The organism is Planktothricoides raciborskii GIHE-MW2, assembly GCF_040564635.1.
Classification (GTDB): domain Bacteria; phylum Cyanobacteriota; class Cyanobacteriia; order Cyanobacteriales; family Laspinemataceae; genus Planktothricoides; species Planktothricoides raciborskii.
Genome location: NZ_CP159837.1, coordinates 4,794,096 through 4,817,125, shown reverse-complemented (window position 1 = coordinate 4,817,125; position 23,030 = coordinate 4,794,096). Strand labels below are relative to the sequence as shown.

Annotated in this window: 17 protein-coding genes, 1 tRNA gene and 1 pseudogene; 9 read left to right on the top strand and 10 right to left on the bottom strand. The window is 42.7% G+C overall.

Going from position 1 to position 23,030, the window contains the following annotated elements:
* Window positions 1–8 precede the first annotated feature (8 nt).
* Both ABWT76_RS20740 and ABWT76_RS20735 read right to left on the bottom strand, forming a co-directional pair.
* A complete protein-coding gene (locus ABWT76_RS20740) occupies window positions 9–1,037 on the bottom strand; it encodes a C39 family peptidase (protein ID WP_054465822.1) in 1,029 nt (342 codons plus the stop codon).
* 105 nt (window positions 1,038–1,142) lie between these two features.
* A pseudogene (locus ABWT76_RS20735) lies at window positions 1,143–1,619 on the bottom strand (glycoside hydrolase family 108 protein); the annotation flags it as partial.
* Window positions 1,620–2,482: 863 nt separating this feature from the next.
* Between ABWT76_RS20735 and ABWT76_RS20730 the strand changes: the two are divergent.
* Complete coding sequence (locus ABWT76_RS20730) at window positions 2,483–4,105, top strand: B12-binding domain-containing radical SAM protein (protein ID WP_082348807.1); 1,623 nt, start codon at window positions 2,483–2,485, stop codon at window positions 4,103–4,105.
* A 50-nt stretch (window positions 4,106–4,155) separates the two neighbouring features.
* Window positions 4,156–4,311 (top strand): hypothetical protein, encoded by a 156-nt coding sequence (locus tag ABWT76_RS20725; protein WP_156331642.1) that lies wholly within the window; start codon window positions 4,156–4,158, stop codon window positions 4,309–4,311.
* A gap of 95 nt (window positions 4,312–4,406) precedes the next feature.
* Here ABWT76_RS20725 and ABWT76_RS20720 read toward each other — a convergent pair whose 3' ends face one another.
* Window positions 4,407–6,413, bottom strand: a complete 2,007-nt coding sequence (locus ABWT76_RS20720; RefSeq protein ID WP_354634897.1) for an ATP-binding protein — start codon at window positions 6,411–6,413, stop codon at window positions 4,407–4,409.
* A gap of 333 nt (window positions 6,414–6,746) precedes the next feature.
* On the opposite strand from ABWT76_RS20720, the gene urtA reads away from it, so the two are divergent.
* From urtA to ABWT76_RS20700, 4 genes are all read left to right on the top strand, one after another.
* Window positions 6,747–8,021 carry an urea ABC transporter substrate-binding protein gene (urtA, locus tag ABWT76_RS20715; RefSeq protein ID WP_190878534.1) on the top strand — a complete coding sequence of 425 codons (1,275 nt, stop codon included), beginning with the start codon at window positions 6,747–6,749 and terminating at the stop codon, window positions 8,019–8,021.
* Between the two features lie 608 nt (window positions 8,022–8,629).
* Complete coding sequence (locus ABWT76_RS20710) at window positions 8,630–10,240, top strand: ATP-binding protein (RefSeq protein ID WP_054465762.1); 1,611 nt, start codon at window positions 8,630–8,632, stop codon at window positions 10,238–10,240.
* 763 nt (window positions 10,241–11,003) lie between these two features.
* Window positions 11,004–11,444: a response regulator gene (locus ABWT76_RS20705; RefSeq protein ID WP_231636712.1), complete on the top strand. Its 441-nt coding sequence runs from the start codon at window positions 11,004–11,006 to the stop codon at window positions 11,442–11,444.
* A gap of 881 nt (window positions 11,445–12,325) precedes the next feature.
* A complete protein-coding gene (locus ABWT76_RS20700; RefSeq protein ID WP_054465764.1) occupies window positions 12,326–14,161 on the top strand; it encodes an EAL domain-containing response regulator in 1,836 nt (611 codons plus the stop codon).
* A gap of 148 nt (window positions 14,162–14,309) precedes the next feature.
* Here the strand turns inward: ABWT76_RS20700 and ABWT76_RS20695 are convergent.
* From ABWT76_RS20695 to ABWT76_RS20685, 3 genes are all read right to left on the bottom strand, one after another.
* A tRNA-Met gene (locus ABWT76_RS20695) sits at window positions 14,310–14,383 on the bottom strand.
* 198 nt (window positions 14,384–14,581) lie between these two features.
* Window positions 14,582–15,535: an asparaginase gene (locus ABWT76_RS20690; RefSeq protein WP_054465765.1), complete on the bottom strand. Its 954-nt coding sequence runs from the start codon at window positions 15,533–15,535 to the stop codon at window positions 14,582–14,584.
* 97 nt (window positions 15,536–15,632) lie between these two features.
* Window positions 15,633–16,274, bottom strand: coding sequence for a triacylglycerol lipase (locus tag ABWT76_RS20685; protein ID WP_054465766.1), 642 nt, complete (start codon window positions 16,272–16,274; stop codon window positions 15,633–15,635).
* A 468-nt stretch (window positions 16,275–16,742) separates the two neighbouring features.
* On the opposite strand from ABWT76_RS20685, the gene ABWT76_RS20680 reads away from it, so the two are divergent.
* From ABWT76_RS20680 to ABWT76_RS20670, 3 genes are all read left to right on the top strand, one after another.
* Complete coding sequence (locus ABWT76_RS20680; RefSeq protein WP_255353170.1) at window positions 16,743–17,120, top strand: hypothetical protein; 378 nt, start codon at window positions 16,743–16,745, stop codon at window positions 17,118–17,120.
* Between the two features lies 1 nt (window position 17,121).
* A complete protein-coding gene (locus ABWT76_RS20675; protein ID WP_313890559.1) occupies window positions 17,122–17,361 on the top strand; it encodes a hypothetical protein in 240 nt (79 codons plus the stop codon).
* A gap of 443 nt (window positions 17,362–17,804) precedes the next feature.
* Window positions 17,805–18,311 (top strand): YdcF family protein, encoded by a 507-nt coding sequence (locus ABWT76_RS20670; protein WP_231636718.1) that lies wholly within the window; start codon window positions 17,805–17,807, stop codon window positions 18,309–18,311.
* Between the two features lie 714 nt (window positions 18,312–19,025).
* Here ABWT76_RS20670 and ABWT76_RS20665 read toward each other — a convergent pair.
* The 4 genes from ABWT76_RS20665 to plsX all read right to left on the bottom strand — a co-directional run bounded on the left by ABWT76_RS20665 (window position 19,026) and on the right by plsX (window position 23,002).
* Complete coding sequence (locus tag ABWT76_RS20665; RefSeq protein ID WP_054465768.1) at window positions 19,026–19,688, bottom strand: 1-acyl-sn-glycerol-3-phosphate acyltransferase; 663 nt, start codon at window positions 19,686–19,688, stop codon at window positions 19,026–19,028.
* 102 nt (window positions 19,689–19,790) lie between these two features.
* Window positions 19,791–20,681, bottom strand: coding sequence for an ACP S-malonyltransferase (fabD, locus tag ABWT76_RS20660; protein WP_054465769.1), 891 nt, complete (start codon window positions 20,679–20,681; stop codon window positions 19,791–19,793).
* Between the two features lie 188 nt (window positions 20,682–20,869).
* Complete coding sequence (locus ABWT76_RS20655; RefSeq protein WP_054465770.1) at window positions 20,870–21,880, bottom strand: beta-ketoacyl-ACP synthase III; 1,011 nt, start codon at window positions 21,878–21,880, stop codon at window positions 20,870–20,872.
* An 84-nt stretch (window positions 21,881–21,964) separates the two neighbouring features.
* Entirely contained in the window at window positions 21,965–23,002 is a 1,038-nt protein-coding gene (plsX, locus tag ABWT76_RS20650) for a phosphate acyltransferase PlsX (RefSeq protein WP_072160723.1), read from the bottom strand.
* Window positions 23,003–23,030: the final 28 nt, after the last annotated feature.

Below are 23,030 nucleotides of genomic sequence, written 5' to 3'. Positions count from 1 at the left end.
TAGTTTGCTTACTTAGAAATAAAGTGAACCCAGAAGCTGCCATCAGGCATACAAACGTTGCGAATTAAATTGTAGGAGTAGAGGAGATAGTTGCCCGGTAGGTCGGTGCGATAGCCCGTGGGGAACCATTCTCCGTAGGGGTCGTGAACATAGAAGCCGGAAGGAGTATAGCCAACCAGGGCAACAATGTGACCAAAAGAAGTAAAGTAGCCATGAGTCACCACTGGATTTCCGGCGGCTAACCAGTCTTTGACTTCTTCAATGGTGGCATTGTCTTTAAAATTATCCTTGCCGCCATAATCCCGCACAATCCGCGCTAAATCGTAGGGGTCGTGACGGCTGTAGCCCTTATTTAAGGCGTATTCATACAGTTCATCCTCATATTGGCCGATATTATCTCGCCGAGGAATGCCCACATACTCCATACACATGGCCAAGGAAGTCACATTACAAGACCCGGTGGGATTATAATAGTTATCTAGTTGGGATTTGTAAGGAACATTCAGTTTGACGGTTTGGGGTTTGAGGGGCGGATAAACTCGTTTATTCCCTTCAAAAATTTCCGCGTGGGCGCCAAAAACGTACCAAACTTTTGAGCCTTTAAAAGAGTCATTTCGCAGGGTGATTCTGATGTGATCGCGCTCGACTTCATAGTTATTCAGTTTAAAGGATCTGCCATCAGAAATTGCTTCTTTTTCCGCATCGGATAATTGCGTGGATTGAATCGGTCGGGCTTTAAAGACAGTCGCTCTGGTGGTGTACAGGGTTGGGGCATCCGCAGCCAAGCTATCGCGAGTGGCTTCGAGCAGTGCTTTGGCTGTTTTCGCTCCTAAAAAGTTCGGTTCCCCACAGTTCATCAGTTCTTGAAACCGCTTTAGAGATCCGGTGGAAACTGGGCCAAACATTCCGTCTGCGGGAGGAGCTAGTAAGCCTAAGTCAATGAGGCGAGTTTGAATCTGTTTACTGAGTTCACTATCGGCCGCGATCGCCTTCACATCATATTTTCTCTGGGTGCCTAAAAAATCTTCTAGTTTCATAGATTTTTCCTTGTTTTCTTGGGAATTTTTCAGATTTGAACTATCGTGTTGAGAATTTTCCTGCTGACTAATATACTCCAATAGGTCGCGATCTCTTTTCAGCCATCCTTCCAGAAATATTTGCTGCGAGGGACTTTTCTCAACCCGCTGGTAGCGATAAGCTATCCGATTTTCACAATAGCGCTTGGCCGTTGCCAGATTATTTTGGGCAGCCAATGCCTTTTGGGTCGTTGACCCAAAATTACCATTGATTGCCACACCGAGGGTTTCTTGCAAAAATTCTATGCTACCCCGAACACTAAAATTAACGGCGGTATCGAAGTGGGCGATCGCCAACGGCAGACACATTAACTCTGCGTGGCAAAGTTGCCAAAATAATTCTCGATAAACTTGTTCAACTTCCGCCTCAGTAATCTCACTCACGGATTTTAAAGATAAGCCTTTCCCTTGGCGATAAGTATCGTAAGTATCTTGACTAATGCCTCGATTCACCACCCCAGCTAGATCCTGGGAATGTCCTTCACCGCCTTCCCATTTTAGGGTAAACGCCAGCGCCAAATAAAACGGATCTTTTTGTGTCATGGTTTGAAGATGAACCCGATCGTCTCCTTTGTTAAATATATCGCTTTAGTGGCTCGATAACGATCGCCCCTGCCGATTTTCCCAGAGAATCCTTTATGCTTTTCTTTTTTATCCTGTGGTCTGTATATGCACACAGGAAGCAGCAGAGATGCTATTGAGGATTGCCAAAAAACTTTTTCGGGGTTAGCGATCCGATCTGACCGTTATAAAAACTTAAACATTCTTAAAGAATGTTTAAGTTTTCGGTTGGCTTATTTTAAAATGAGTTAGAGATATTCCCCTGGATATGAAAGAAGTTCAGAGGATTTTGATTGATTAATTCCGTCGTAAAATTATTTTTTTATTGTCATCGCCATAAATCAACGTTTTTAAAATATATATCCAGGGGAAAAAAATATTTTTATTAGATTTAGCCTGAGATTACCTGCATCAAACGCCACAAAATCATCAAACAATAAGTATCCTATTAATTCTTTGAAACAAGGTAAACAAATATTTTTTCTACCAAATGTCATTGTTTATTCTCATGGTGAGGTGAGATTATTTAAGCCTAAAATCATTATTGCTTTAATATATTAAATTTTTTAATGTTTTTAACAAAACAAATAACAATAAATAATGTAATTAAAACAAAAAATTTTTTATTTGGTTTTTTTTATCAAAATTAATTTACAAATACATTTTTGATTTATATATATAGTTTGGGATCAAGAATAAACAAGTCTTATGGCAAAAACTTTGCATTTTATGGTGTTTTATTTTAATAAAAATAAAATAAATATAAAGTTTTATAATAAATGTGGGCAAACATAAAATGGATTGCTAAAATAAACTATTCAGTTTTTTATTAAAATCAATTTTGTATGAAAGCTTTATTGCTTTATCCTCTTTTTCCTAAAACTTTTTGGTCTTATCATGCCTTTATGAAAATGGTAGGACTCAAAGCATCAGTTCCCCCGTTAGGTATTATTACTGTTGCCGCTTTATTACCCCAAGACTGGGAAATCCGGTTTTGCGATCGCAATGTTCAATCCGAAACCGATCAAGACTGGGAATGGTGTGATTTAGTGATTCTTTCCGCAATGTTAGCCCAAAAAGACGATTTTCTCGCTCAAATAAAAAAAGCAGTGCAACTAGGCAAAAAGGTTGCTGTGGGTGGGCCTTATCCTACTTCAATTCCCGATCCGGCACTGGCAGCAGGTGCGAATTATTTGATTTTAGATGAAGGAGAGATTACCATTTCCCAATTCCTTGATGCCATTAATTCCGGTCAAGAACAAGGAATTTTTCGGGCTTCAGAAAAACCTGATATAAGCCAAAGCCCTCCACCTCGTTTCGATTTGCTGAAACGAGAAGATTACCTAATGATGGCAGTTCAATTTTCGCGGGGTTGTCCCTTTCAATGTGAATTTTGCGATATTACCAACCTTTACGGACGCAAATCACGAACCAAAGACCCTAGTCAAACCTTAGCCGAATTACAAATTCTCTATGATTTAGGTTGGCGCGGTTCAGTTTTGATAGTTGATGATAACTTTATCGGGAATACTCGTAATGTCAAACGATTATTACGGGATTTAATTCCCTGGATGGAAGAACGTCATTATCCTTTCACTTTTATGACAGAAGCTTCGGTTAATTTAGCCGAAGACTCAGAGTTGCTTGATTTAATGGTCAAAGCGGGTTTCTATGCGGTATTTCTGGGGATTGAAACACCGGATCAGGATAGCTTAGAACTCACGCTGAAGTTTCAAAATACTCGTCATTCCCTCATCGATGCCTGTCACATTATTAATGACGCAGGTTTACTCATTTATGCCGGATTTATCCTGGGTTTTGATGGTGAACGCAAAGGAGCGGGCGATCGCATTCAAGCCTTTGTCGAAGCCACCAATATTCCCCAACCGATGTTAGGGATTTTACAAGCGATACCCAATACTGCCCTGTGGCAACGCCTCAAAAAAGAACAACGCCTCCTAGAAGGAACAGGAGGAGAAGAATTTGGGGATCAAAATGCCCTGATGAATTTTAAACCCACTCGTCCCCTTGCTGAGATTGCACACGAGTATATTGAAGCAATTTGGACATTATATGATCCGCAAAACTATTTAAAACGTTGTTTTCAACAATGTCTTAAAATCAAAACCAATCCTCTGCTACACCAACCGATGTATTTTCCTAAACGTAAACTCCTGGTATTCATAGCTCGATTACTATGGCGACAAGGTTGGCAAAGCCCAGAAATTCGTAGTCAGTTTTGGCAACAACTCTGGCAAATTCTCCAGCAAAAGCCTCAATTGCTGAATATCTATTTAGGATTATGTGGTGCAGGAGAGCATTTCTGGGAATATCGTATTTTAGCAAGGGAAAGAATTACTCAGCAGTTGGGTTTTGATCCTTTAACTCTTCAAGGAGTGACAAGTCATGTACCGTCGCAAGTCTATGAGTCAAATGAGTGGATTCAAGCCAAAACCCTCTGGTCTTAAATATTCCCAACAAGGTTGAAATGCCCCAAAATTTTCCATAACTCAGAAAGATGTTAGGGGAATCAGAGGAGATAATTCTTCTTTTCCCTATTCGAGACGAATTGCCGCGATCGCCACTGGCTTTACTCCAAAATCCAGTGGCGATCGCGGCTCAATGTATTTTGTTGACTCTGAGCAATACACTGAGAAACAACAGGAAAAAATAGCGGCGTTTCCTATAAGATACGAGGAACAATTGCCATGTTTCTTGTCATCGGTTCACCTGATTTTTCCAAGGCTAAGGACTGGTATTTTCTTCCAGTTATAACTGCAATGGTAGAGTCACTGTAAACGTAGTCCCAACACCAACTTCACTCTCCACAAAAATCTGGCCTCCGTGCATATCAACACTGCGTTTAACAATGGTCAAACCTAGTCCAGTTCCAGATATCATACCAACATTTTGACAGCGATGGAATGATTCAAACAGGTGAGGCAAATCATCACTGGGAATGCCAATACCGCTATCTTTAACCATAAAAATAACCTCACTATCTCTCCCGATTAAATCCAGATAAATTAAAGCATTATTCGCCGAATACTTAATGGCATTCGATAGTAAATTAGATAATATTTGTCGCAACAATTTTTCATCAAAAAAGCCGCAAATATTATGATTTAATTCATCTTTATCTGAATCCAAATATGCTTGATATTTAAAAATAATTTGATTGGCTCGATTCAAACTAAACTCAATTTCTTTGATGATTTTTTGACCAAACTCAATTAAGTTGATTTCAGTCGGCTGGAAAACTACCTTATTCGCTTCGTGACGACCAATGACTAAAACATCTTCTAATAACTCATTCATCGTAGTCGATGCATTTTGAATCCGCTCAATATATTGAAGTTTTTTCTCGGTGCTGGCAGTTTCTATGTAATATTCCAACAAGTCTGCCGCTGAAATAATCGAACTTAAAGGATTTCTAAATTCATGGGACACCATTGAAACAAAGCGACTTCTCAGTTCTGACAATTCTTTTTCTTTTTGCAGTGCTTTGATAGTTTCTTCCTCCGCTCGCTTGCGTTCCGTGATATCTTGAGCAACCGCTTGAAAACCTAGTAAGATTCCTTGGTGGTCAAAAATAGCCCGATCGCTCCACTGTAACCAGCGATTTTTGCCATTGTTTAAGACGATCCGACTTTCGTGAATCATCACGGGATATTGCATAATATCTCGCTTCAGGTCAGGAATGAATGGCACGAGAGAATTATTCAAGGCTTCGGCACGGCTAATGCCAAAATAACGACAATAAGCCTCATTGACAAAAGTCAGTTTGCCATCGGGAGCGAACCGACAAATCAGTTCGGTTTGGTCTTCCACAATCGCCCGATAATGCGCCTCACTTTTGCGGAGTTCTTCCTCGGTCAAGCAGCGATCAAAATGCAGGGAAAATGCGGCGGCGGCGGCTCGTAAAATTTCTATTTCTGAGGAATTAAATGAGTAATCTTGATGTTTAAATTCAAAATTAATCCAGCCAAATAGTTGAGCATCTACAATTAAAGGTAAAATTAAGATGGCTGAAATCCCTAAAGCCTGTAAAACCTCTTGCTCGGATTCTGGTAATTCCGCCACTTTCCCGGTAATAATTTGGCCTTTTTCTAGCATTTCTAACCAGCTAGGGAAAAGCTGAGTCTCGATCAGTGTGGGTGGAGAAAGTTTTTCCGAAGTCTCACAAGAATTGGTTTCACACCATTCCCCTTGGAGTAAAGGTTTAAGGTTGCCCTCGGAGTCGAAAGATAATCGACAAACATAAACCTGACTCGCCCCAAAGACTTTTCCCAAGGTGGCGATCGCTTGGTTGTATAAAATACAGTGACCGCTACAGGCTAATAATAAATTTTGCACTTCTACTAAGGCCGCTAGATACTGATTGGTGTGTGCCACTTGTTGGGTTAACCGACGCGATCGCAAACCGGCTCGCATTCGGGCTAACAATTCTTCCGCTTCAATGGGTTTCGAGAGAAACTCATCAGCCCCCGCATCTAAACCTTTGACGCGATCGCCCACATCTTCCCTCGCGGTTAGTAAAATAAAAAAAGTCGTGGCCAAATCGGGATCGGCATTCACTTGACGACAGACTTCTAGACCGTCAAGACCGGGCATCATCCAATCACAAACGATCGCATCTGGATGCTGTTGCTTGGCCAGTTGCATTCCGGTTGCTCCATCGGTTGCGGTGTTCACCTGATGTCCTTCTCTTTCTAGTAAGTGAACTAACACTAATTGGACAGTAATATCATCATCAATCACTAATATTTTTGCCATATTTTTTGGGAATTTTTTCGCTATTATTGCTCAAATCAACAATTAATTATACTTAAATTTTAATTAAAAAATACCTTTTATAATAAAAACTTATTTTAATAATATAAATTATTTAAATAAAATTATTTGTGATGTGAGAAAAAAATAATAAAAATCATTAATATTATATTATAATCCTTAATTAGCCCCATCCTAGACGACAAAAAAGGCTTTTGAAAAACATCCATAAGCTCGATCTAGGATTGTAACAAAAAAACAAACATTTGTCATTTTATCTAAGTCTAATCAGAGTTCACTGAGTTCAAACAATTAATCAAGTGAGGACAAAGTACCATGACTAGCCAACTGAATCGTCGCAAATTTATGTTGTATGCATCTGGAACCCTGGGAACCAGCTTTTTATTAAAAGGGTGCGATCGCCAATCATCAGCGGTTGATGATACCATCAAGACCATCAAGGTCGGAATTCTTCATTCTCTGACGGGAACAATGGCCATTAGTGAAAAAAGTGTTGTTGATGCCGAACAACTGGCGATCGCGGAAATCAATGCCGGGGGTGGAGTCCTGGGTAAACAAATAGAACCCATTATAGAAGATGGAGCTTCTGACTGGTCTACTTTCGCGGCCAAAGCCCGCAAATTGATTTCTCAAGATCGAGTGGTCACGGTCTTTGGCTGTTGGACTTCTGCCAGTCGTAAAGCGGTTTTGCCAATTTTTGAGGAAACAAATCATCTCCTGTGGTATCCAGTGCAATATGAAGGACAAGAATGTTCTCAAAATATATTTTATACCGGCGCTGCCCCTAATCAACAAATTGAACCGGCTGTTGACTGGTTACTCAAAAATAAAGGTAAAAAATTTTTCTTAGTGGGTTCTGATTATATTTTTCCCCAAACAGCGAATCAAATTATTAAAGCACAGTTAGCGAGCGAAGGAGGAGAAGCCCTCGGCGAAGAGTATCTGCTGCTAGGTAGCACAGAAGTAACACCAATCATTGATAAAATTACAGCGGCAATGCCTGATGGGGGGGTGATTTTTAACTCTTTGAACGGAGATAGTAATGTCGCTTTCTTTCAGGCACTTAAAAACGCTGGCTTAACCCCCGAAAAATATCCTACTATGTCCGTCAGTATCGGCGAAACGGAAATTAAAGCTATTGGCTCGCAATATCTCAAAGGACACTATGCGGTTTGGAACTATTTTCAAACGCTAAATAGTCCAGAAAATAAAAAATTTATCCAAAATTTCCAGGCTAAGTATGGAAAACAACGGGTGCTTAGTGACCCAATGCAATCAGCTTATATTATGGTATTTTTGTGGAAAAAAGCAGTAGAAAAAGCCGGAACATTTGCGAACTTAACCGCAGTCCGGTCAGCGGCTTTGGGTCAACAAATAATGGCTCCTGAAGGGATAGTCAGAATAGAAAATAATCACCATTTATCGAAAACCGTGCGAATTGGTCAGGTAAGAGATGATGGCCTATTTGAGATTATTCACTCTACAGACAAGCCTATCTTGCCAAATCCGTGGAGTCAATTAATTAAAGAGACGAAAAACTATGGATGTGACTGGTCAAATCCTCAAAAAGGTGGTAAATATCAGATGTAATTGTTACTACTTGTTGGTTATTATTCTGTAGGGACTAACGGCTGTTCGCCCATATTGGTGGTTGGTGGTTGGTGGTTGGTGGTTGGTGGTTGGTGGTTGCCCCCCTAGCCCGATGGCGGTCGAAGAAGGGTTGGTGGTTGGTTGTTGGTTAACAAAAACTTACTTTTAAATTGCATATAGCAAATAAATAACCACTAACCAGTAAACCACACCTTTACCGATACCTTTGCCGATCTAGGAATTAATGAAAAAATTTTAACCTGGTAATTCCGAGGATTTTGTGTATTCCAGGAAACATTTCTTCGATGCCATGTTGTCTCTATTAATACTTAATTTAAGTTATTTTATTTGAGCAAAAAAATTATTAAAAAAATCAGGGCTATCTTATCTATAATATAGTTTTGATGTTAAATTTTAGGTACGTTGAGATTTACTGGCCATAACCATAAAGCCATTGGCTCTCATTTATAGAATAATTTATTCAAATTGGTCAATTTATGCCCCTAAAAATACCGTAATGTTTTAGCCATTTTTTTAAACCAATTTTTCCAGGAAATTTTGCCCAAAAACATTGCGGCAAGCTTTCAGTTGTATTAAGGCTGATCTCTATGATGGCGAAACCAGATCAAGATTCAGAGCAAAATTACGAAATAGAACCACAGCAGTTGCTACCTTATCAACAGTTTTTATCCTCTATCCCAGCGGCGATCGCCTGGGTGGACTATGAAGGCAAGATTTTGGCAGTCACTCAGCTTTGGCTCAAGGATTATAACCTAGAACATGACGAAACTATCAGTCAAGTTTACGAGCGATTACCAATTTTACTCCCGCCCAATTGGGTTGTGATTAAAGAACGATGTTTAGCTGGGGAAACTTTAACCAGTGAAATTGCCGAATGGGTGAAAGCCGATGGCAGTATTTATTCGGTAATTTGGCAAATGTGTCCTTGGTACGATCGCACTGGTGAAATTGCGGGATTAATCATCCAAAGCACTTGTTTACCTATCAAAAAGTTAACGAATTTGCCCAGAAACACCCAAGGGATCGTCACTCAAGAATCTAAATCATTATTAGCCAAAGAGCGATCGCTTCTGGAAGCGGTTTTGCGATATATGCCCGTGGGCGCGATCGTGGCGGAAGCCCCTTCTGGGCGCTTAATTTGGCGCAACCAACAAGCCAAACAAATTTCTGGCACTCTTTTTTCTGGCAATCTTTTTTTAGATACCACAAACATTGAGGACTATTCTCACTGGCGGGGTTTTCACCCAGATGGAAGTTTGTATCAACCGCAAGAATGGCCGATTATCCGTTCCATTACCACGGGAGAAGCGATCAAAGCCGAAGAAATTGTCATTGAATATGAGGATCGAACTCTCGGAACTTTGCTGATGAGTTCCGCCCCGATTCGCCATCTCGATGGCACGATTATTGGCGGGGTTTCTATGTTTTGGGACATTACCGAACGCAAACAAACGGAACAAAAAATTATAAACATTAACCAGGAGTTAGAACAGCGGGTTCAAGAACGCACCGCCCAACTGGAAGCTACTAATAGAGAACTCGAAGCATTTTCCTATTCGGTTTCTCACGATTTGCGGGCTCCTCTGCGGGGCATTGATGGATTTAGCAAGGCTTTGCTCATGTTTTATCAAGATCAATTAGATGAACGGGCAAAACATTATTTAAACCGGATTAGAGCGAATAGCTTGCGGATGGGAGAATTGATTGACGATTTGTTGAGTCTTTCACGACTTACCCGGAGTCAGATGCAGCGGACTCAAGTGGATTTAAGTGCGATCGCCTCAGAAATTATGGCCGATTTATGCCAAAATGCCCCCGAAAGAAATGTTAAATTTAGCAGCACTCCAGGACTGATCGCTATAGGGGACACGCGACTGTTGCGAATTGTTCTGGAAAATTTACTCAATAATGCTTGGAAGTACACCTGCCGACAACCCAAAGCAGAAATTTCATTTGGCGCGATCGAAAATTATCATGGAAAATTAGCCTATTTTGTTAAAGATAACGGCGCCGGATTTGATATGAGCTCTGCCAACAAATTATTTGGCGCTTTTCAGCGGCTCCATTCTGAGGAGGAATTTCCCGGTACTGGTATCGGACTAGCCACGGTGAAGCGGATTATCCACAAACATGGCGGGCAAGTTTGGGCGGAAAGTGCGGTGAATCAAGGGGCTACTTTTTATTTTACCTTATCCTAGCCGGACGCGATCGCCTGACCCATTCGTGAATTTACGACCAGCAATTCTTCATGCTTCGATTAAATATCACCACGATGGGTTAGCCCTGGAAATTGCTGGCTCCTAGATCCAGCCGCGAATACGCAATTTTACTGAAAAAAAATTACGCCACTTAGCGGTACACCGAGAATTTCGCGCCCAGTTGACATCCAATGGTGAATTGGCGGAGAAAACACTGAGCCATGAAGGTTTTATGTCATAACTTTATCAAAACTTTATGAAAGTTTATCAAAGTTTTCTCGATCGATCTGTAAAAATATAGAGGCTTTTCAGCCAACAATGAATCTTTGGCAGAATTGTCTTAATTTAAATTCATAAAAAAATCATAAATCTAATTAAAAATACTGAGTGATCCCTATCACAGACTATCTCTAGGTTGGCTCACTATTTTTGGTTTGATTTATCACGGATTTGCTGTCTCTGCGATCGCTGCCTAACGAGAGTTTTTTTCGGAAAATTAAGCTAATGATTCAACGTTAATTAATTCCTGACATTATTCTGAAAATATTGTCCCTGAAAATTCTGGTTAAAATGGCGATATTACTTTTATTGTCGCCCAAAAAAATTCTGAGTCATTCTTACTTATAATTGTTACATTTTTTAATAAAATCTTCACCTCAGCCAGTCACAAATAATTGTCAATCGGCTAAATTAGCCTTCAACCGTGGATGACTGACTAGATGGTTTTTACAAAACTTCACATCGTTTCCAGGTAAATATGACCATGAGACCGACCATTTTGTTGGTAGAAGATAACCCCGATGATTGTGAATTAGCTGAATTAGCTTTTCAAGAAAGTGGTTTATTGCCGGAAGTCGCGATCGCTCGTAATGGGGAGGAAGCACTCAATTATTTATTTGCTCAAAATGAGTCTGGTTCATGCGATCGTCCAGTCATCCCTTCCCTCGTGTTACTGGATTTAAAACTCCCCAAAATCAGTGGTTTTGAAGTATTGCGCCGTTTGCGGGCGAACCCTGACACCCAATTTGTGCCGGTGGTGGTGATGACCACCTCTGGGGAACCCGAAGATTTGATTAATAGTTATCATCTAGGATGTAATAGTTATATTCGCAAACCCGTTGATTTTACTCAGTTTCAAGCAACAATTCGGCAATTAGCGATTTATTGGTTAATTTTCAATGAAGCGCCCATACCTTCCACTTAATGGATCTAGAAAATCTAACATTTGGCTTCGCCGCCTTGACTAATTGGTTAAGCGTTATTGGTTGTTTGGGATGGTTATTGGTTATTAGTTATTTGTTATTATATGTCATAACTAGCTGATAACAAATAACTAATAACAATCATATAAAGAAGAAACCTTATTTTGCTCCAGCCAGAATCTTTATTTCTTTGGCTGAATTTATTTTAAGTATTATTTAATGATTACCGATTAAAATAGATAGATGGCGGATTCTGAACAGAATCCGCCATCTATCTCCACAGCTTTAACTATTCAATTAACCCTCTATGACAAAATTCTATGACATCGGGTTATTGATGTAATCAGTCAACTCAGTTAATCTTGAGGAAACCTTGAAAGAATATTGATTGTATAAGTAAATTTACTGTGATATCATACTTCTTGAAAGAAACTATAGAGAACCGAAAAAAATTAATAAAAATTTAATAATTATTAATTTAAACGAATCAATACCCAAACTTAACGAATCGTCGGTAATCTATATCTGGAAATCAGGGGATGCGATCGAACATATTGAAGAGCCAAATCTCAACAACAAAAAGCTAATTTGAATTGCTTTAGCCATCTCATAAGTAAATCTTACCAGTTAAATCTGATCCGTTAAATCCGATCAAATTTAAGGGATCGGTTAAATCTGACCATTGAATATAGTGATCTGTGACACAGTTTTTTTGGTACGGATCTGTCTAGATTGAAGTTCAGTATAATTTTTGGCTATTCGTCTCAAATCGCCGATGATTCTGTCAAGGAAAGGTTAAGGTGCCATCTTAACTAAATGTTTCCTGTTAATGTTTCCTGTTAATGTTTCCTGCTAATGTTTCCTGATATTATCGAAAATTGATATGCTTAAGTCTCTGAGAGTTTTGATTCTAGAAGATTCACCAGATGATGCTGAATTGCTGACGATCGCGCTTCAGCAAGGTGGATATGACTTGATTTATGAACGGGTGGATAATGCGACGGCAATGACCAAAGCCCTGAAAATGCAGCAGTGGGATATTGTTCTGGCTGACTATTCTATGCCCCACCTCAATGTATTTTCGGCCTTGCGATTATTGCGCGAACGAGAACTAGATGTTCCGTTTATTATTATATCCGGCAAGGTGAGCGAGGAAATCGTTGTGGCGGCGATGAAAGCCGGAGCCCATGATTGTATGTTAAAAGATAAGCTGACTCGACTGGTTCCCGTGATCGATCGGGAGCTAAAAGAAGCAGAACTGCGAGCCGAACGCCGACAGGCGATCGCCAAATTAGAGTATTTAACTTTATACGACGACCTCACAGGTTTACCCAACACAACTTTATTTTTGGAACACCTGAGTCAATTAATTAAGCAGCAGCAAACGTCGGCTATTTGTAACGTTATTCCTCTACATTATTATGCCGATCAATCTGATGAATTAGACATCCCTCCCGAATTAGACAATCAGCCAAATCAGCCTGCGGGTGGCTTTGCTATCTTATATCTTGATTTAGACCGTTATCAAATTATTAAATATAGCCTCGGTCATCGGCTGGCAGATCAATTGGTAGCAGCGACCGCACGTCGGTTAAAAACTTGTCTGGAAAATGACATAGAAATTGCCCGGATTGGCGTTGATGAATTTGCAATTTTACTGCCTAATATTCAAGAGGTTAGTGAGGCGATCGCCGTCGCCGAGCGGATTCATCAAGCGATGGAAGCGCCTTTTCAACTGAGCGTTCGCCCAATGGTCTTTTCTACCGCCAGTATTGGCATTGTAATGAGCCATATCGGTTATCAAACCCCAGAGAAATTTCTCACAGCAGCGGATACGGCGATGCACCATGCCAAACTCCACGGACAGGGAAAAACCGCGCTATTTGATCCACAAATGCAAAGCAGCGCGATTGAATCGCTTCAGTTACAAGTCGAGCTACAAAATGCCATTCAATTAGAAAAACTCCATTTAAATTATCAGCCGATTGTTTGCTTAAAAACCGGAAAAGTTAAAGGTTTTGAAGCTTTATTGCGCTGGAAACATCCCCGTTTGGGAATGATTTCTCCTGGAAAGTTTATTCCTATGGCGGAACAAACCGGATTGATTATTCCCCTGGGTAAATGGGTGTTAACGGAAGTATGCCGCCAGTTAAATTTATGGCAAAAAAAATTCCCTATTGCTGAATCAATGACGATTAGTGTCAATCTTTCGGCAATTCAACTGGCTAACCCCGATTGGTTATTAGAAATTGATGATTTTCTAGCCGGATATTCTTTAAAAGGAGCCAACCTCAAGTTGGAAATTACTGAAACTGTGTTAATGGAGAACGCCGCACGCGCTACGGCAATTTTAGAACAGTTAAAAGCGAAACAGATTCAAGTCTCGATTGATGATTTTGGCACCGGCTATTCTTCTTTAAGTTATCTCCATTATTTACCGATTGATACCCTGAAAATTGACCGTTCTTTCGTGAGTAATATGGAAGTACATTCCAAAAATTTCACTCTGGTTAAATCAATTGTGACTTTAGCGCATAGTCTGGGATTGGATGTGATTGCGGAAGGGGTGGAAACCCCTAAACAAATGGCAATTTTGCGATCGCTCGGTTGTGAATATGGACAAGGCTATTTATTTTATCGGCCAATGGATCCAGAGGCGATCGATTTTTTATTGAACAATTTACCCGATCAAAGCGATCGCAGGCAAAAGTCTTCTTGACTTGATTTTTCCCCTTTCTACTTAGAATCCCCCGTTTCTTAGCGGCGGAGTATCAAATTGTATTACGATGGCGATTCAACAAAACCAGAAGCATAGGATATTAAATAAAAACCCTTATAAGCATTAGCCTATAAGGGTTTAAGTAAAATGGCGGGAGGCGGATTTGAACCACCGACCTTCGGGTTATGAGCCCGACGAGCTACCAGACTGCTCTATCCCGCGTTGCCTTCACTATTATAACCACACTTTGATTTAAATTGCAACCCCTAATTAAAAAAACTTTTGTCCCAAATAACAAATAACCAATAATAAATATTCAATAATAAGTATTTAATATCAAATAAGCCCGCCAAAGCGGACTTATTTGATCCAGAGACAAGTTTTAAACTGTCGCCAGGGGGAGCGAAAATACCCGATGACTTAGACCATAGACAATTCGCCAAAGGTATCTAACCGGGTAAAATTGGTCAGATTAATATACTTGTCCGAAAGAGTTTCGGCGATCGTTGGGGTAATCCAGCCCAACTGTTTCAGCAAGTGAATCGCCACGGCTCGTTTAGCGCGTTTGCCGCCATCAAGGACTTTAATTGCCAATCCCAGCCCCGATCTTGCTTGACCAATACATTGAATTCCTTCAGCCCCAGATTTGCTGACCAATTCTCCTTGAGTCAACTGCATCAGTTCTGTGTCAAATTCTCCCTCTCCAGAGACTAAACCGGCGTAAATGGTCATAGCGCGGATAATCCGTTCCATCTCCAAATTTTCCCCAGAGGTGAGTTGAGCATATAAAGTGGCCATTTGTGCCAGTTCCATCAGATAAGTTGGGGCGCCGCAGTCATCGTAAGCGGAGATAAACTCTTCCGCAGGCATCCGCAACAGTTCGGCAATTTTGCTTAATATCAAGCGTTGCACCGGATGATTGCGTTGCAGATAAGTGTTAATTGCCCAATTACGCTGCTGACAAACCGCTAACATTCCCGCGTGTTTCCCAGAACAACCATGTTCCAAGGGACTACTTTTCCCAGGAGGAATGGGACATTGCAGGGCTGAGGGTTCGAGTTCGCAGCACCAGAGGATATGAAACGCTTGCCGTGATTGCTCAATAGAACCTTTGTGAGAACTACAAATAATCGCTAAGTCACGATCGCTCAGGTCATAGCGTTCCAATGTGCCGGTAGAAGTCACTGCCAGGGCTTGAAATGGTTTGAGTGCGGAGCGAACAAAGGCAGTGGTTTGAGCATTACCTGCCACGGAAAGCACCCGTCCTCGGTGATCGCAAACTACGGCTTCAACCTGATGAACGGATTCGACAATCCCTTCTCGCAATAGCTGAACTTTAATTGCTGTTGATTTTGTCGTTTTTGCCATAGTCATTAGTTTAGTAATGTTTTATTTACTATATTGGCGTTTCTGAAGCGCAAAGATAATTTTTGCCTTGTTTGCCTGATAATCTGCTACTATCATACGTTGGCTAGGCATAAATCGATGATACATCTCGTGCGCCGCTAGAGCGCCGCTCAACCGAAAGCACTTGAGCCACGGTTTCCAAACAGCAGCGATCGCTCACCATCCAACGATGCACTGGCACAGGCAGCACAATTTCTTCTCCCACAGGCATTTTGGAACTACTCGCGGGCACAATCATCAGATCGTAAGGAGTCCAGATCGAAGTAAACTGCAATCGGCTCAAAATTTCCACCGCATCCCCATTCAAGTCTTGCAGAAAATCACTCCCAGGACGCATTTGCATCACCCCTTTCAACGGCAGAGAATAAGCCGTGATGGTCCCATGATGAGGCGCAGAAATCGTAATATATCGCTGCACTCGTTCCACACCCCCAAGTCTTTGGACATAGTAGCGAGTCACGAGTCCCCCCATACTAAAACCCACTAAATCAAACATATCATCAGGTCTAAAGGTGCGATCGACTTTCGCTGCGACCTGTTGCGCCAAAGTTTCCAGAGGGGCTGCCCCAGTATTGGGTCTGAGATTTAGGGTATGCAAAGTCCAACCCTGATTTTGCAGATAATCACATAGACGGCAGAAAATTTTCTCTTTGTCCCAAATCCCATGAACCAAGAGTACAGGATTTTGAGTATTGCGGCTATTCATGGCGACTCCGATGCAAAAACGAATCAATTAACCAATCAACTAATCAGCTAATCAACTAATCAACTAATCAATTGCGATCGCAGCTTACACCCGATCGCCGGATCCGGTTCCGGGGCTGGGGACAGAATTTCAACCGAACACCGATTCCCATCGATGGATTTATCAACGCGGAAATCTCTCTCAGAGTCAAAGATTCAGGTCAAAATCCTGCTTTGTTGCCGTAAAGGTCTGCTATGATCTAAAAATGCGTGGGGCTGTGGCTCAGATGGATAGAGCAAGCGCCTCCTGAATCATCGGGCACCCTGGGGGAAACTTCAGGAGTGAATGTGGTCAAATTCAAGAAAGCCTAAAGATGTGTTGAGAGGAATCCCAGATGACTCTAAGTCACAAATAAGGTAATCTTGAGCCAAGCTCTACCCAATAAAGGTAGAGAAGGTGCAGAGACTGGTTTGCGGGAGCGAAATTTAGATGGACTATTATGTCTCATCAAAAGTAGAGAAACGCGGGGTTTTAGTGGGAATGTTGTTGGGAAATGCGTATAAAAGACAAAACAACTTTTATATTCAACACCCAGCTTTTCAAGAAGATTACGTCCTCTTTAAACAGCGACTTCTGGAACAGATTACCCAAAAACCCGTTAGCCTGTATAGTCGGTTCACGAAAAAGGGCGCTCGTCTCCTCTGTTTAGAACCCAAGTTAATCCCTTTAATTAGGGTATTGGTCAAAAAGCGATTTCCTGGAGGCACTCAAAAAATAACCAGAGAGTTTTTAAACTTATTAACTCTGCCAGGAATTGCCTTATGGTTCTTAGACAAAGGAAGTAAATCGTTCAAAAAAAAACGGTAAAATTCATAGCTTAGAAATAACCTTAAATACCCAAATTTCTCAGGCAGAAAATGAGCTAATTATCGCTTATTTTTCCGAAGTTTGGGAAATAAACTGGGGGTTAACTAAAGGGAAAAACTTTTACCGTCTACGCATGGGAACCAAGGCAGGGAAAGAATTTCTTGAACGAATTCGGCCTTATGTCCCGGAAACGATGCTCTACAAAGTAGAAACCTCCTCAAACGTAACGGCCACCACCTAACGGCTGTTAGCATAAGGTGAAGGAATAGTCCAGAGAGAGGGGAAACTCTCACGAATCTGAAGCGCTAGGTCGCCGGTTCAAATCCGGCCAGTCCCGTCCAAACAAGGCTTAAATAAGCGTTAAATTTTCCGGTGGAAATTGATTTTCCTTTGCTAAACTTAAAGCGATGTCTAGCGAACAGGCATCGCTTTGGTTTATCATGCAGCCCGGATAGGGTCTTTCGCATTCCCTTGAAAATCTTGGCGATTCTCCCATTGCCTTACAACTAAAGTTTCAGTGCCAATGCGAAAGCCCTGACGCCAAAAAAAGGATCCTACCTTTCTCTAATTGAAAATCTACCCAACTCCCGAATCGATATGAGGCTCTGTTTGACTTCCAGAAAAAGACGTACTCAAAAGTTTTCTATGCGGAAGACTTTCTGGTGGTTACTCATAGGATTCTTAATGGCGTTATGGTTGCATTATCAACCCTTCAAAAGTCCCTCGCCTCCAGAAGCATTGTTAGTTTTGGGAGGGGCGATCGAACGGGAAGAATTTGCTGCTAAATTTGCCTTAGAACACCCAGAATTAGAGATTTGGGTTTCTGGAGGCAGTAATGAAGAATATGCCGAATGGCTGTTTGCCAACGAGGGAATCGATCTAAATCGAGTCCATCTAGATTATCAAGCGGTGGATACGGTGACAAACTTTACGACGGTGGTGGATCAACTCAAGTCCCAAGGGGTTGAATCGGTTTATTTGGTGACATCCGATGACCACATGTTGCGGGCACGAGTGATTGGGGAGATTGTTTTGGGGAGTCGAGGGATTAAATTTCAGCCCTTACCTGTTCCTTCGGGGCGATCGCCTGAACCCATAGAAAAAGTCATTCGGGATGGGGTGCGATCGGTGTTGTGGGTGACAACCGGATATACCGGATCGAGTTTGGCTAACCGCAAGGAACCAAGTTAATATTCGTTGTTGGTTGTTGGTTGTTGGTTGGTGGTTGTTGGTTGGAGAAAGGGGAACAGTTATCAGGAGCCACTGCGATCTTGGGGTCTCCCCAAGTCTAGCAAGTGGCGTGGAACGGGGAAGGTGAAAAGTGAAAAGTTAAAAGTTAAAAGTGGTAGGGGCGAATGGCCATATAGCCTGACGGATTATGCTTCGCAAGGACGCCCGTACAAAAGTGGTAAGGGCGAATGGCCATATAGCCTGACGGATTATGCTTCGCAAGGACGCCCGTACAAAAGAAGTATCACTATTTACTATTTACTATTCACTATTCACTATTCACTATTCACTATTCACTATTTACTATTCACTATTCACTATTCACTATTCACTATTCACTATTCACTATTCACCACTGTTGCCTGTTCCCTGTTCCCTATTCACTATTCCCTATTCACTATTCCCTATTCACTATTCCCTATTCCCTATTCCCTATTCCCTATTCCCTATTCACCACTGTTGCCTGTTGCCTGTTGCCTGTTGCCTGTTGCCTGTTGCCTGTTGCCTGTTGCCTGTTCCCTGTTCCCTGTTCACTATTCACTATTCACCACTGTTGCCTGTTCCCTGTTGCCTGTTCCCTGTTGCCTGTTCCCTGATAACTATTGGTTGGTTGTTGTTTAATTCGCCCAATAACCAATAACCAATAACCAATAACCAACAAATAATAACAATTTCTTATCGTCCCAAATCAAGCATCGCATTAATAGCTTCAGTGCAATGATTGGTGACTCTTTCTAATTCTTCGCGATCGCTCGAACTCGGTGGCTCCATAAGTTCGCCAATTCTAATAGTAACGGGTACAGGTTTGGGCAAAAGCGATCCCTTTTTCACAATGGCTTGAGTCCCCCACAAACTCACCGGCAGGATGGGGGCTTTCGCTTTCGCCGCAATCAATGCCGCCCCCAGCTTGGGGTCTGTAATCCGACCATCGGGGGTGCGAGTGCCTTGCAAAAATAGCCCCGTTGCCCATCCTTGCTCCAGATATGATAAAGCCGAACGCATCGCACTGCGGTCTGCGGAGCCGCGTTTCACTGGATAAGCTCCATACAAGCGAATGGCATCTTTCAGTACCGGCACCTGAAATAACTCTTCTTTGGCCATAAACGCCACAGGTCGCCGCATACAGTTAGAGACAATCGGCGGATCAAAATCACTGGCATGATTACTGACTACCACCAAAGGGCCGGACTGCGGGACTTTTTCGGCGCCATAAATGCGACCCCGAAAATAGATATGCAGCATGGGGCTAACCACTGACCACTTAAATAAGTGATAAAGGATTAAGCTAGATCGCGGTTCGCGGCCTACAAATTTGGATTTCGGCTGGTCGTGACTCATTGGTGATCTATGGTGATCTATGGTGATCTATGATTTACATGACAAAGGCAGTGATGGGGCAGCGATCGGGGGATATTACAAGGCGATCGCTTGCGGCTTGGTTTAAGATAAGCTCGGCAATAAATCTGCCACCCGGTGAATATTCTTCAAAGCGATATCGGGACAAGTCCGCTTAATCAAACCCGTCAGGGCATTACCCGGCCCAATTTCGATCGCCTCTTCAATGCCTTCTGCCGCCAACTGGAGAGAAGTTTCTCGCCAACGGACTGAACCAGTCATTTGGGCCATCAGTCGGGCTTTTAAAATTTCGGCTTTGGTCGCGGGGGTGGGGTCAACATTAGACAACACCGGCACTTGAGCATCGGTAAATGGCACTGATGCCAAGACTTCGCGGTATTCCGCTTCCGCAGTAGCCATAAACGGGGAGTGAAAAGCGCGGGAAACCTTCAATGTCACCGCTCGCTTAATCTTAATACTGGCTTTAAGTTGTTGGATCGCGGCAGGAGTGCCGGACACCACCACTTGCACGGCGCTATTGTCATTAGCAATAACCACATCAGGAATTTGGGCAATCGCTTGTTCCAGTTCTTCCCGCTGAAAGCCCATCAGAGCATCCATTTGCCCTTCGGGAGCAGTGTTCATTAATTCCGACCGCTGCTTGACTAGGGCTAATCCATCTTCAAAGGAAAAGACCCCAGCCACATACAGGGCTACATATTCTCCCAAGCTGTGACCGGCGACTAACTGGGGCTGATATCCGCGATCGCGCATCAACTGTGCCAGAATGCTTTCAACCACATACAAACAAGGTTGAGTATATGGGGTATAGGATAATTTTTCTTCATTACTTTGGCAGATATCCAAAACCGACCAACCTAGAATATCCTCAGCTTTTTTAAAGAAAGGTTGTGCTTGGGGCAATTCTTGGAGATCCACTCCCATGCCGATCGCCTGAGAACCTTGTCCGGGAAAAACCCATGCTGTTTTAGTCATTTATGTTTATTTTTACTTTACTGTTGTAGAAATCCCTAATAGGAATTAAGAATTTGTTGGTTAAGTTTTGACTGGTAGGGGCGAATGGCCATTCGCCCCTACAGACGGTTAAATTTTCACTGTTCTAATGCCTCCGGCACGCTTCGCGAACGGCAAACGGCTAACAGCCAACGGCCACCGACCAAAAATCAACCCCACTGAAAGATCGCCGCACCCCAGGTTAAACCGGCACCAAAGCCAGCAGAGGCAATAATATCACCGGGTTGCACTTTACCTGATCGCACCGCTTCATCCAGTGCCAAGGGGATAGAAGCCGCCGATGTGTTACCATAAGCTGCCAAATTTGTCAATACCTTATCGCTAGGAATATTTAACCGTTGGGCTACAGCAGCCAGAATCCGCTGATTTGCTTGATGCAGTAGCAGCCAGTCGATTTGGTCAACGGTTAAATTTGCCCTAAACAGAGCTTTTTCCACCACTTCTGGCACCTGCGTCACCGCAAAGCGATAAACTTCTTTACCCGTCATCGCGATGGGCTGATAAGTGCCTTGGCTGACCGAAATGTCATTGACCAGAGTTTTGGGGGTTGAGCAGTAGGGAAGTTGCAGGCATTGATTTTGGCTGCCATCACTGCGGAGTTCAAATCCTAACAAGCGATCGCCGTCCAAAGATGCCCGCATCACCACGGCTCCGGCGCCATCCCCAAACAGGACACAGGTCGTGCGATCTGACCAATCGACCCAGCGCGATAGAATATCTGCACCTACTAAAAGCACATTTTGGTAGGCGCCGGTGCGAATGAACTGGGCGCCTGTCACCAATCCAAACAAAAAGCCCGAACAAGCGGCGGTCAAATCGAAAGCTACCGCTCGCGTCGCTCCGAGGTTAGCTTGAATGGTCGTGGCACTGCCAAATAGGTCATCACCTGTGGAGGTAGCTAAGATAATCAAATCGATGTCTGCTGGTGTAATACCGGCCATAGCGATCGCCTCAACCGCCGCTTCGGTTCCTAGCTGCGCCAGAGAATCTGCTGGTTGAGCGATATGCCGGTTTTGAATGCCGGTGCGAGTTGTAATCCACTCATCGGAAGTTTCGACTATCTGTGAAAGGGCTTCATTATCCAAGGAAACCCCTGGAGTAGCTGAACCGCTGCCGATAATTGCAATCCCTGCCCCTCCAGAATTAAATACCTGTTTCAATGTAAATTCTCCATAAGCATTGGCGTTTCATTCGCGTTAAATATCTATTCGCTATCTATTCGCTGTTAGTCGCCACCACCTGAGTTAATTGCTCACCTCTGATGGGTCGGGGTTTTGATCCCAAACCTTGATTCGGTCTAACACTTGATGGTCAATAGCTTCTTTGGCCAAACGAATGGCACTCTTGATAGAAGGTGCTTGAGAACTGCCGTGGCTAATAATACAAACTCCAGCCACACCCAGCAACAAGCCGCCCCCATGTTCCACATGATCCACCCTTTGCTTAAATCGCCTTAAACTAGGTTTTAAAAGCGTGGCTCCAAGCTTACCTTGCCAGCCAGCGGAAAGTTCTTCTTTTAGGGTTTGCAGGACAATTTCGCCCACGGCTTCAGCGAATTTCAACAAAATATTGCCGACAAAGCCATCGCAGACTATGACATCAAATTTTCCTGTCAGCACATCCCGACCTTCCGCATTACCAATAAAGGTAATTTGGGAGTTTTGTTCGAGGAGTTGATAGGTCTTCAGGCTCTGCTCATTTCCTTTACAAGCTTCTTCGCCAATATTGAGCAGTCCGACTTTCGGTTCGGACATACCTAAGACATATTGGCTGTAAATCGATCCCATCACCGCGAACTGTTCTAAAAATTTCGGGCGGCAGTCTACATTAGCTCCCACATCCAAAATCAGTACAGATTTATTCAACATCGCCGTAGGAAAAACGGCGCCAATGGCCGGGCGATCGATTCCGGGTAAACGTCCTAACCTAAGCAATGCTGCTGCCATTGCCGCACCAGAGTGTCCGGCAGAGACAACCGCATCCGCTTGGTTATTTTTGACTAAATCCATTGCCACTCTAATTGAAGCCTTGGGCTTGCGTTTTAAAGCGGTCAAAGGCTCCTCACCCATCTCCACAACTTCTTCAGCATGAATTATCTGTACTTGAGATGGAGATATATTGGTATGTTGCTTGAGCGCTAGGGAAATCTGATCGCGATCGCCGACCAGCAAAACCTCTACGCCCAATTCTTGCTGGGCTCTAATAGCTCCAGCGACGATTTCGGCAGGGGCATGATCCCCTCCCATCGCATCTACTGCTATTCTTGCGCTAGTCGATCCCATTGATCTTTCGTCATAGAAACCTTAAAAA

Bases quoted from the DNA above. Each gene is read 5' to 3' on its own strand.
- ABWT76_RS20740 (WP_054465822.1), bottom strand. From the start codon at position 1,037: ATGAAACTAGAAGATTTTTTAGGCACCCAGAGAAAATATGATGTGAAG.
- ABWT76_RS20730 (WP_082348807.1), top strand. From the start codon at position 2,483: ATGAAAGCTTTATTGCTTTATCCTCTTTTTCCTAAAACTTTTTGGTCT.
- ABWT76_RS20725 (WP_156331642.1), top strand. From the start codon at position 4,156: ATGTTAGGGGAATCAGAGGAGATAATTCTTCTTTTCCCTATTCGAGAC.
- ABWT76_RS20720 (WP_354634897.1), bottom strand. From the start codon at position 6,413: ATGGCAAAAATATTAGTGATTGATGATGATATTACTGTCCAATTAGTG.
- urtA (WP_190878534.1), top strand. From the start codon at position 6,747: ATGACTAGCCAACTGAATCGTCGCAAATTTATGTTGTATGCATCTGGA.
- ABWT76_RS20710 (WP_054465762.1), top strand. From the start codon at position 8,630: ATGATGGCGAAACCAGATCAAGATTCAGAGCAAAATTACGAAATAGAA.
- ABWT76_RS20705 (WP_231636712.1), top strand. From the start codon at position 11,004: ATGAGACCGACCATTTTGTTGGTAGAAGATAACCCCGATGATTGTGAA.
- ABWT76_RS20700 (WP_054465764.1), top strand. From the start codon at position 12,326: ATGCTTAAGTCTCTGAGAGTTTTGATTCTAGAAGATTCACCAGATGAT.
- ABWT76_RS20690 (WP_054465765.1), bottom strand. From the start codon at position 15,535: ATGACTATGGCAAAAACGACAAAATCAACAGCAATTAAAGTTCAGCTA.
- ABWT76_RS20685 (WP_054465766.1), bottom strand. From the start codon at position 16,274: ATGAATAGCCGCAATACTCAAAATCCTGTACTCTTGGTTCATGGGATT.
- ABWT76_RS20680 (WP_255353170.1), top strand. From the start codon at position 16,743: ATGGACTATTATGTCTCATCAAAAGTAGAGAAACGCGGGGTTTTAGTG.
- ABWT76_RS20670 (WP_231636718.1), top strand. From the start codon at position 17,805: ATGGCGTTATGGTTGCATTATCAACCCTTCAAAAGTCCCTCGCCTCCA.
- ABWT76_RS20665 (WP_054465768.1), bottom strand. From the start codon at position 19,688: ATGAGTCACGACCAGCCGAAATCCAAATTTGTAGGCCGCGAACCGCGA.
- fabD (WP_054465769.1), bottom strand. From the start codon at position 20,681: ATGACTAAAACAGCATGGGTTTTTCCCGGACAAGGTTCTCAGGCGATC.
- plsX (WP_072160723.1), bottom strand. From the start codon at position 23,002: ATGGGATCGACTAGCGCAAGAATAGCAGTAGATGCGATGGGAGGGGAT.